Source organism: Nitrosococcus halophilus Nc 4, from assembly GCF_000024725.1.
Lineage (GTDB): Bacteria > Pseudomonadota > Gammaproteobacteria > Nitrosococcales > Nitrosococcaceae > Nitrosococcus > Nitrosococcus halophilus.
On record NC_013960.1, the window covers coordinates 1,957,974 to 1,967,500 of the forward strand.

The following is a 9,527-nucleotide window of genomic DNA, read 5'->3' on the forward strand; positions in this document are numbered from 1 at the left end:
TAACATGAGCCGTTTTGAGAAATTAATGCATGTACTAGATAGCGGTGCCAAAATCCTTAAAGCCGGTATGGCGCGGGGCAATGGGGTAATTTTGGGCCTTGGTGTCCGCCAGCTAGATGCTCTGATTGCTAGTTAAGCCCTTGGATTTATCGACTTTACGGCGTCCAACCACGCGATAGTGGGCTTTTCTACGCTGTCGCATGACAAAGAAGATGCTCTTTGTATTGGGTTGATGATACCAGGCGTCATCGGTATTAGCCACAATCGAATACAACGATACTGCCCCTGGGTTATTCCAAAGTCCAGCTGCGGTAATGTCGTGGGCTTTGCTGTCAGTGACGGTTATGAATGCAGGAAGTAACCTGTCATGATCCAGACGACATTGGAGCTTGATAGTCGCTTGTAATAAATCTTTGGGACAATTTGGCCAGCCTTCTGAGAGGGTTGGTATTCTAGCTCTCTTGTAGGGGGGAGCATAAGGCGAGCCTGTGTTCTAAGAACGCAGATATCTACTCATCTTGCTATTTTTAATTAGAACTAATGAATAGAAATAAATTTGGTTATATTTTACTAGGGTGGGTTTGCGTTATATTTGGAGTTGAGGGTTTGCTTACAGGAACGACTTTAGGTATTGGTAATTTAGCAACTTCATCAAGAGATATAACCTTCGAAGATAACCCTGTTGAGTTTGTGTTAATTATAGCTTTTTGGTTAGGATTTGGAGGTGCAAGTATATGGTCCGCCCTAAATAAAAACTTGTAAAACTCTAGACTTAATCTGACAGACACCCTATCAGACGTCGAAAATTTCGATGTCCAATAATTAATCCTTAGGTAAACCCCCGGCTACGCCGGGGGGACTAGCATAGGTTTGACTGAGGCGATGGTCTCCCTAGCCTTCGCACTTCGACCAAGAAGTGTGAAGGAGCAACCTATGCCAGACTACAAGAGTCTGAGCCATACGAAATGGGACTGCAAATACCATGTAGTTCTTATCCCTAAGAAGAGACAGAAGTGGATTTACGGCAGCTTACGGAAATATTTGGGGGAGATTTTTCGCGAGTTAGCCAATCGCAGAGGGGTGGAGATAGTAGAGGGGCATTTAATGAGAGACCATGTTTATATTTGCCTCAGTATACCTCCAAAGTATTCAGTTTCTCACGTGGTGGGCTATCTCAAGGGTAAGAGTGCCATTGCGATAGCGAGAAGATTTCGTGGAAAGCCAAGGAACTTCAATGGGGAACATTTCTGGGCACGAGGATATTTTGTGTCCACGGTAGGTCTCGATGAGAGGGTGGTGCGAGAGTACATTCGGAACCAAGAAAAGAATGATGAGTATAGAGATCAGTTGAAGCTTGGTATGTGAGCGCCTTGGGCGCTATAAAAGCCCTTTGAGGGCGTCATCCAGTCCTTTAACGCGTGCCGGGCATGCCGGCTGACTTGGAGGGTGCGAGTCCCTCTCCCAACCTGGTGGAGGTGAAGGGTAGCGAAGCGCAAGGGCGTCATTGTGAGGTGGGGTCTGAAGGAAGCGTGGAGCAAAGATACGAGCCGACGGACAGGAACTGGATAAGTAGGCGCCAAGGCCGGACGAGTTGGCGTGAGACGACGAAGTCCCTATTCACCAAGGGCCGGAAGCGTAAATCCAGCGGTTGTGTATCGAAAGTCAGTATAGGGAATCGGCTTACTCCGGGAGGCCTGCACGGCTGTCTCAGCATCGAGACTGGTGGAACTGAGAGGTTTCATACTGCGGTGCAGGAATCAGCAGAAGGCATAGTAGGTGGATAGGGCGATTCGCCGAAGGCCGAAACGATAGAGAGAGGTGATGAGGAACTAGCTCTTATGGGGGATATGAAAGGCAGACGAGTTCGGAAACGAACCTCAAACTGGGAAGCCGAGGTGAAGCTTTGGGGACCTGGGGCGAAGGCTGATTCGCCGGTAGCGAGCCAGGGTACCGAAAGCCCGATGTTCGGTGTGGATCTGATGGAAGCGATATGCGAACGGGATAACCTGCGCAGGGCGTTAAAGCGAGTGCGAGCTAACCGGGGCAGTCCAGGGACGGATGGGATGGGGGTAGAGGAGCTTGCGGATTATCTGCGCGTCCACTGGCCCTCGATCAAGGAGCAGTTGCTGGCGGGAGACTACCCGCCGCAACCGGTGAAACGGGTAGCGATACCGAAGCCGGGGAAACGCGGAGAAATACGTCAATTGGGCATTCCCTGCGTGATGGATCGGTTTATCCAGCAGGCGATCTTGCAGGTGTTGCAGCCCCGGTGGGACGCGAGCTTCTCGGAGCAGAGTTATGGGTTCGGGGGTGTACAAATAACTGTGTAACTGGTGATCTGTAATTAACAACAAGGAGAAAGCACTGATGACCAGTATTGAAAAAAAGACCGATGAGTTGCTGGATGAACTTCTGAAGGAGTGCAATAGCCCGAAAGAGGTTCTGGGCGAGCATGGGTTATTGAAGCAGCTGAGCAAGCGCTTGGTGGAGCGGGTTTTGGAGGCTGAGCTGACTGAGCACCTAGGGTACGCGCCCCATGCTCAGGAAGGTCGGGGCAGTGGCAACAGCCGCAACGGCAAGAGCAAGAAGCGGGTTCAGAGCGAGGCGGGGCAATTGGAAATCGAGGTGCCACGGGACCGCAATGGGAATTTTGAGCCGCAATTGGTCAAGAAACGTCAGCGTCGGCTGGAGGGCTTTGATGAGAAGGTGCTAGCGCTGTATGCCCGGGGGCTCTCGACCCGAGAGATTGAGGCGCAGCTGGAAGAGCTCTATGGGGTGGAGGTCTCCCCGGCGCTGATTTCCCAGGTGACCGATGCGGTGTTGGAGGAGGTGCGGGCCTGGCAAAGCCGGCCCCTATCGGCCGTCTATCCCATCCTATATTTTGATGCCTTGTTTGTGAAATCACGCCAGGAGGGCATGGTGAAAACGAAAGCAGTGTACTTAGCCCTGGGGGTCAATCTAGAGGGAGAGAAAGAGCTGTTAGGGATGTGGATGAGTGAAAACGAAGGGGCTAAATTCTGGCTGTCGGTATTCAATGAGCTGAAAAACCGGGGGGTCGAGGATTGCTTTATTGCCTGCGTGGACGGGCTCAAGGGCCTGCCTGAGGCCATCGAGGCGGTGTTTCCACAGGCCCAGGTTCAGCTGTGCATCGTGCACAAGGTGCGCGGCTCGCTGAAGTATGTCCCCTGGAAACAGCGCCGGGCCGTGGCGGCCGACCTGCGGGCCATCTATGGCGCCGCGACCCTGGCCGAGGCCGAACAGGCCCTAGAGCGCTTCTCAGCGCGTTGGGATGAGACATATCCGGCCATCAGCCCCAGCTGGCGGGCCGATTGGTCACGGCTGACGGTCTTCTTTGATTACCCACCCCAGATCCGGCGAGCCATTTATACCACCAACGCCATCGAATCCTTGAACTATTCACTACGAAAAGTCTTGAAAAACCGGGGCGCTTTTCCCACGGATGAAGCCATTTTCAAGGTGCTCTATCTGGCCCTGAACAATATCACCAAAAAATGGACTCAACCCATTCGGGACTGGAAGGCCGCCCTCAATCAATTCGTCATCCTCTTCGCTGAGCGGATGCCCAAGTGAAAATTAGTTACACAAAAAACTTGACACCCTCAACAATACCATCTGATGAACATAGTTGCGGGCCAGCCGGTCGGGGTCGGTGACCCATATCTGGTCCACTTCGGCCGCCCGCACCGCGTCCCGCAGCCGATCCAGGCCGGGGCGGTTCAGACTCGCCCCGCTGTAACCGTCGTCGCGAAAAATGTACTCCTCCCTCAACTCCCCGCCCTGGACTTGGATGTGGCTCTTTAGACGCTCCAATTGTTGCTCGATGGTTTGCGCTTGGGCCTAGCGTTGGGTCGAAACCCGCACATACACGGCAATGCTCATCATACACCTCCTGCTCGTTGACACGGGAGTATTCAGGCGGCAGAGCTTGGCTCTGCTCGTTGGCCATCGTCCATCGCAGAAGGCGCTGATAGGCTTGATCCCATCGGCGCGCTCCGTCCGGGGACGCTGCCAGTTGTCGGCGAATCTGCCACTGGTGCTTCATAAGTACCTCCTCTATGAACCACTTCATCGGGAGAGTACGCCGATTCACTCAGAGACCGACCGCGTAGATGCAACGGTCGCCGCCACCAACTCAGTACCAGCCGAACCCTGCGGGTCATGCACAATTTGTCATTTGTGATTAGTCCATTGAGCGCGGCTTTCGCTTTTTGAAAGATCCCCTGTTCCTGGCCTCCTCACTCTACTCTTAAATCCCCCCAATGCATCATGGCCCTGATGCTGGTCATGACCCTTTGCCTGTTGGTCTATGCGGCCTTGGAACACCGCATCCGCGAGCAGTTGCAAACCCAGGGGGATATCTTTCCCCATTAAATCGGTAAAAATCGGTAAACCCACCTCTCATCCCACTGCGCGCTGGGTGTTCCAGTATTTCGTCGGTATTCATCTGCTTATCCTAGCCGATGGTCAGGAGCTTGTCCTCACTGATTCGCCGGGAGCGAGTCGGGACATCCGAAGGATGCCCACCGGCATGCGCCAGGGAAGGTGCATGTCAACCTCGATGAACATCATCAGTCCCTCCTAGAGCTGCTCGGCCAGGCCTATGAAGCCTTTTATTCCTGATGTGGGTTTGAGGCCACTGTTCAAGCTTTTCCCCCGGTCAGAGCCTCAAATCCTGAAACGACATCCAGTAACTCGGTGGTAATGGATTCTTGGCGGACTCGGCGAAACTCGGTAATGATCTCATCGAGGCGCTCGTCTAGATTTTTTTCGGCTGCTTGCATGGTTGCCAAACGGCTGCCGTGTTCACTGGCCTGAGACTCGGCGCAAGCCCGAAAGATGGAAACGAAAAAGTACTGCTGTAGGAGGGAAGACAGCAGTTGTTGGCGATTCATGGTGAAAGTAGGTAATACCTTAGAGGGCCAGCGTGTTTCCTCCAGGCGATGAAAGCGCCGTAAGTCGACAGGCAATAATTGCACTCCGGTGGGCTGGTAGTTGGCGCTTGACAAGTGGCGATTATAAAAAAGATAGATATATTCTATCCCCCTAGTTTGGCGCCATTCATCAATTTTTAACAATATTTGCCGAACGGTGGCTGTAATGCGGGAGGCGGAACCGGGAACCAGAAAATCTTCTTCCACCAATTGGCCTGCTTGCTCTAGCTGCGCCGCTGCCCGGGCGCCGACCACCAGCACCAGGCGTCCTTCTGGCGAGGCCGGCGAAGCCCGCATCCGTTCCAGGCTATAGGTGGCAATGTCCTCGTTGAAGCGACCACAGAGGCCATGGTCTGAACCGAAAACAATAGCGCCCAAACGGCGATGTTTTCGGCGGTGGAGTTCGGGATGCTGTCTGTCCCCCAAGACCACGTGGAGTCCCAGTTCCACGGTGCGATAATAGTCAGCCAGGGCCTCTACGGCTTTCTCGTATTGGCGGATACTCACCGCGGCAAGGGCTTTCATGGTGCTGACAATGGAGCGCAGATCTTCAAAACTTTCAATCCGGTGCTGGAGTTGTTCTGCGGTTTCCATGGTTTCTAAGATGCTGTTTTATTGATAGCTTCTCTGGCGGTGGCCACCAGCCGGTCCCATTCTTCCGGATCCAACTTGCTTCCCGCTTCAATACGCTTGCAAATTTCAGGCAATTGCTCAAGTACTGCTTGGCATATGGCCCCCTCGGCTTTCGGCACCTCCTCTAAGTCTAAAGAGTCAAATAGCCCTGCATTGACTCCATTGAGTACCGCAATCTGTTCAGCGATGCTGAGGGGTTCATGTTCAGCCTGTTTTAATATTTCCCGCACCCGTCGGCCCCGTTCAATGGTCTGCCGGGTGGCTTCATCCAGGCGGGTGGCAAAGCGGGCGAAAGTTTCCAATTCCTCAAACTGAGTGTAGGAGAGCCGAAGATCTCCGGCCACTGCCCGGTGGGCCGGGAGTTGGGTTTTCCCGCCGACCCGGGAGACTGATTTCCCCACATCCACCGCCGGCATTAGGCCCTTGTGGAAAAGCTCTGGGGAGAGATAAATCTGTCCATCCGTGATGGAGATCAAATTGGTGGGGATGTAGGCGGAAATGTCCTGGGCCTGGGTTTCGACAATGGGTAGGGCGGTGATGGAACCGCCGCCCTTTTCTTGTCGCAGGTGAGTTGCCCGCTCTAGCAATCGAGAATGGATATAGAAAATATCCCCAGGGTAAGCCTCACGACCGGGGGGGCGCCGCAATAATAGGGAAAGTTCTCGATAGGCCCGGGCATGGCGGGTAAGGTCGTCATAGACGACCAGCACATCCTGGCCCTGTTCCATAAAGTACTCTGCCATGGTCGTGGCGGCATAGGGGGTGATAAATTGAAGACCGGGGGGGTCTTCGCCGGAAGCCACTACCACAATGGAATAACGGTTGGCCCCCTGACTGCGCAGTTCATTGATTACCCGGGCAACAGCGGTTCCCCGCTGGCCAATTGCACAGTAGATGCAGATGACCTCTTTATCCCACTGATTAAGAATAGTATCGACTGCTACCGTGGTTTTACCGGTTTGGCGATCACCTAGAATCAGCTCCCGCTGACCGCGGCCAATGGGGATTAACGCATCTACTGCTTTAAGGCCCGTTTGGAGGGGGACACTGACCGGAGCGCGATCCATAATGGCTGGAGCATCCCGCTCTATGGGGCGGCGCTCACTGACTTGCAAGGGACCCCCATCATCCAGTACCCGTCCGGTGGGATCAATGACCCGGCCCAGCAGGCCTTTGCCGACCGGGGCGTCGGTAAGACGGCCGGTGGCATGGACTTCAGCCCCGGCGGTCAGCTCGGGGCTATCGCCAAGTAAGGCGACCCCAATTTCTTCTGGTTCCAGATTGATGGCAATCCCCAATAGATTCCCCGGAAAGGCGATCAGCTCTTCTGCCGTGATGCCGGGTAATCCTTTTATTCGGGCAATCCCCCCACTGACATAGGTGGCTGTTCCGGTTTCTCGGATCTGCAAGGCAGGGATGTTTCTTTCAAGCGCTGAATCCAAAGCCGCCCGAGTGCCATCCAGTATTTGTTCTAACATGTTGGGGTCACTCTTTATTCGAGTTTAGCCGGTAGAGGGTTTTGCGGAGGCCAGCACCGTGGTCATTTGGCTTTCCAGGGCATCCAGGTATTCTGCTAGGGTCCAACTGATTTTGCGACCCTCGGTATTCAGTTCGATTCCACAGAGGAGTTCAGGCGATTGAGTATAGTGGATATCAGTATTGGGGATGAGATGCTCGTGCACCGCTTCTGTGACTTTATCACGCAAGTCCTGGCTAAGTTCGAAAGAGGTCGTGATTCGAAGCATCCCAGGAGTTTCCTTGAGGGCTTGCCGATCCGCTTCATCCAGAGACTCAAGGCGGGCCAGAAAGATCCCAACCATTTGTTGCTCTAGGGTGGTATCGGCTAAATCCGCCAGGGCAGCACGGATGGCCTTTACCATTGTTTCCCCAGTCTGTTTTTTAAGCGCCTTTAAAAATTCTTGTTTTTCCCGTTCTACTTGTTGTAGCCATTCGTCACGGGCAGTCGCCGCTTCCTCTCGAGCCTCATTGAGGAGGTGTTGGCGTTGTGCCTCTGCTTCCTCCTTGGCTTTGGCCATTAATTTATCCCGCTGCTGTTCTAAGCTTTGGACTTTTTCTCGGTGGCGCTGGGCCTCTTGGCCTGCCTCCTGCTCTCGCTGCTCAGCCTCCTGAAGGCGGTTAGCGATACGCTGTTGGCGCTGTTCCATAGCCGTAATGACCGGCTGATAGAGAAAGCGTTTGAGAAGATAGACCAGAACGAGAAAATTGACAATTTGTGCGCTGACCGTGATCCAGTCGATCTGCATCTATCAGTCTCCAGCTTGGGAAACGGTATAGTCCCAGAAAGGATTAGCAAAGATCAGGATCATTGAGACCACAAAACAGTAGATGGCGGTTGATTCCACCATCGCAAGACCGACGAATAAGGTGCGGGTAATAGTGCCGGCCTCATCCGGTTGCTGGGCAATGGCCATTAAGGCCTGGGCGACCGCCCGCCCTTCACCGATTGCCGGCGCAATGGAGCCGATGGCAATGGTTAATCCCGCAGTGATGATGGAAGTCATGCCGATAAGAGAAAAGTCCTCCATTAGGAGCGCTCCTGTGTTTCGTTAGACGTTGCTAGTTCATCTTCCGGCGGCCCGTTTGCTTCTTGGTGATGGGCTGAGGTGGCCGAAGCAATGTACACCATAGCCAGTATGGCAAAGATATAGGCTTGGATCATCCCGGTTAGTAGACCTAGGAGTTGCATCACAATGGGAAAAAAGAAGGGAGTGAGGCTGATCAAGATAGCGACAATAACGGTGCCGCTCATGATATTGCCATAAAGGCGCACCGCCAGGGCGACAGTGCGGGAGATTTCTCCAATGATATTAAAGGGCAGCATGAGAATCGTCGGTCTAATGTAGTGCTTAAGGTAATGGAGGGGTCCCTCATAGGTAATGCCATAAAGAGGTACGGCCAGGAAGACGCAGATGGCTAACGCTGTTGTTGTGGACAAGGAGCCGGTTGCGGGCATAAAGCCTGGCACAATAGTGAATAGGTTAGAAGTCCCAATAAAAAGGAAGAGAGTCCCTACAAAAGGCAGATATCGTCCCGGCTTTTGGCGGCTGATCTCCTGGATCTGGTCGCGCATCCCGATGATCAGAACTTCTAATAGATTTTGCCAGCGGGAGATATCAGTACTGCTAGAAAGGCGGTGGGTAATTAACCAGGAACCTCCTACCAGTAGCAGCATTACAATCCAGCTATATAAAAGAGTCCCATTGAGGGAGACGGGTCCCCAGGACCAAAGCACGATATTGTCGGGACTGATAGTCATTGTTCGCCAACCTCAACTGTGAGTGCTTGTTTTTCACCCTGACGGATGATTTCAACCGGGACCTTGATCCCTGGCTCGGTCGCCGCAACTTCACGGGAGAGGTCCTGTAATGATTGAACCGTTTCCCCGCCGAAGCTGACGATCACATCACCGCGCTTGAGGCCTGCTTTATCTGCGGGTCCTTCCCCCTTAACGTCCACAACAAGGGCTCCCTGCACTTTAGGGAGATCAAATGCGGTTGCAAGGTCCTCATCTAGGTCCTGGACCACCACGCCAAGCCATCCGCGCACTACTTTTCCTTGAGTCCATAGTTTCTCAGTAATATCACGGGAGAGATTGCTGGGGATGGCAAATCCAATGCCAATATTCGCACCTGTCTGGCTAAAGATGGCCGTATTGATGCCCACCACTTTCCCCTCAAGGCTAAGCAATGGCCCCCCGGAATTGCCTGGGTTGATCGAAGCATCCGTTTGAATGAAATCATCATAAGGGCCCTGCCCGATAACCCGGCTGGTAGCGCTCACTATGCCTGCAGTAACCGTCTGGGAAAGGCCAAAGGGATTGCCAATGGCGATCACCCAGTCTCCCACTTGGAGCTGACTGGAGTCGCCGAAACTAAGGGTCGGGAGTTTCCTCTCTGGCTTGATTTTCAGGATGGCAAGGTC

At 53.4% G+C, this 9,527-nt stretch carries 14 protein-coding genes and 1 pseudogene (1 of these 15 only partly in view); 8 read left to right on the forward strand and 7 right to left on the reverse strand.

Features of this window, described 5'->3' with window-relative positions:
• The first annotated feature begins 4 nt into the window (after positions 1–4).
• The 6 genes from NHAL_RS22245 (at position 5) to NHAL_RS09205 (ending at position 3,591) form a co-directional block, all read left to right on the forward strand.
• Positions 5–136 carry a hypothetical protein gene (locus tag NHAL_RS22245; RefSeq protein ID WP_275261096.1) on the forward strand — a complete coding sequence of 44 codons (132 nt, stop codon included), beginning with the start codon at positions 5–7 and terminating at the stop codon, positions 134–136.
• Positions 137–540: 404 nt separating this feature from the next.
• Positions 541–762: a hypothetical protein gene (locus tag NHAL_RS21080; RefSeq protein WP_157862535.1), complete on the forward strand. Its 222-nt coding sequence runs from the start codon at positions 541–543 to the stop codon at positions 760–762.
• 171 nt (positions 763–933) lie between these two features.
• Positions 934–1,365 (forward strand): IS200/IS605 family transposase, encoded by a 432-nt coding sequence (gene tnpA, locus NHAL_RS09190; RefSeq protein WP_013032878.1) that lies wholly within the window; start codon positions 934–936, stop codon positions 1,363–1,365.
• Between the two features lie 62 nt (positions 1,366–1,427).
• Positions 1,428–1,784: a hypothetical protein gene (locus NHAL_RS09195; protein ID WP_013032879.1), complete on the forward strand. Its 357-nt coding sequence runs from the start codon at positions 1,428–1,430 to the stop codon at positions 1,782–1,784.
• Between the two features lie 54 nt (positions 1,785–1,838).
• Positions 1,839–2,330: a reverse transcriptase family protein gene (locus NHAL_RS09200; RefSeq protein WP_013032880.1), complete on the forward strand. Its 492-nt coding sequence runs from the start codon at positions 1,839–1,841 to the stop codon at positions 2,328–2,330.
• Between the two features lie 37 nt (positions 2,331–2,367).
• On the forward strand, positions 2,368–3,591 hold the full coding sequence (locus tag NHAL_RS09205) for an IS256 family transposase (protein WP_013031487.1): 1,224 nt from the start codon (positions 2,368–2,370) through the stop codon (positions 3,589–3,591).
• A 3-nt stretch (positions 3,592–3,594) separates the two neighbouring features.
• On the opposite strand, the gene NHAL_RS22455 is transcribed toward NHAL_RS09205, so the two are convergent.
• Positions 3,595–3,843, reverse strand: a complete 249-nt coding sequence (locus NHAL_RS22455) for a recombinase family protein (RefSeq protein WP_083761387.1) — start codon at positions 3,841–3,843, stop codon at positions 3,595–3,597.
• 49 nt (positions 3,844–3,892) lie between these two features.
• Here NHAL_RS22455 and NHAL_RS21085 point away from each other — a divergent pair, with 49 nt between their 5' ends.
• The gene (locus tag NHAL_RS21085; protein ID WP_157862536.1) at positions 3,893–4,201 is read left to right on the forward strand and encodes a hypothetical protein; all 309 of its coding nucleotides are present in this window, start codon (positions 3,893–3,895) and stop codon (positions 4,199–4,201) included.
• A 7-nt stretch (positions 4,202–4,208) separates the two neighbouring features.
• Positions 4,209–4,641 (forward strand): annotated as a pseudogene (locus NHAL_RS22460) (hypothetical protein); the annotation flags it as partial.
• 20 nt (positions 4,642–4,661) lie between these two features.
• Here the strand turns inward: NHAL_RS22460 and NHAL_RS09220 are convergent.
• The 6 genes in view from NHAL_RS09220 to NHAL_RS09245 are tightly spaced (at most 24 nt apart) and all read right to left on the reverse strand, a layout consistent with a single transcriptional unit that may run on beyond the window.
• Entirely contained in the window at positions 4,662–5,546 is an 885-nt protein-coding gene (locus tag NHAL_RS09220) for a F0F1 ATP synthase subunit gamma (protein WP_013032882.1), read from the reverse strand.
• 5 nt (positions 5,547–5,551) lie between these two features.
• Positions 5,552–7,063: an alternate F1F0 ATPase, F1 subunit alpha gene (locus tag NHAL_RS09225; protein ID WP_013032883.1), complete on the reverse strand. Its 1,512-nt coding sequence runs from the start codon at positions 7,061–7,063 to the stop codon at positions 5,552–5,554.
• 24 nt (positions 7,064–7,087) lie between these two features.
• A complete protein-coding gene (locus NHAL_RS09230; RefSeq protein WP_013032884.1) occupies positions 7,088–7,849 on the reverse strand; it encodes a F0F1 ATP synthase subunit B in 762 nt (253 codons plus the stop codon).
• A gap of 3 nt (positions 7,850–7,852) precedes the next feature.
• Positions 7,853–8,131, reverse strand: a complete 279-nt coding sequence (locus tag NHAL_RS09235) for a F0F1 ATP synthase subunit C (RefSeq protein ID WP_013032885.1) — start codon at positions 8,129–8,131, stop codon at positions 7,853–7,855.
• Positions 8,131–8,862 carry a F0F1 ATP synthase subunit A gene (locus tag NHAL_RS09240; protein WP_013032886.1) on the reverse strand — a complete coding sequence of 244 codons (732 nt, stop codon included), beginning with the start codon at positions 8,860–8,862 and terminating at the stop codon, positions 8,131–8,133. The genes NHAL_RS09235 and NHAL_RS09240 overlap by 1 nt, the downstream gene beginning before the upstream one ends.
• Positions 8,859–9,527, reverse strand: partial view of a Do family serine endopeptidase gene (locus NHAL_RS09245; RefSeq protein WP_013032887.1) — the 3' portion only. The gene runs 489 nt beyond the window's last position; 669 of the gene's 1,158 nt are visible here — the last part of the coding sequence; its start codon lies off the right edge, out of view; it ends in the stop codon at positions 8,859–8,861. The genes NHAL_RS09240 and NHAL_RS09245 overlap by 4 nt, the downstream gene beginning before the upstream one ends.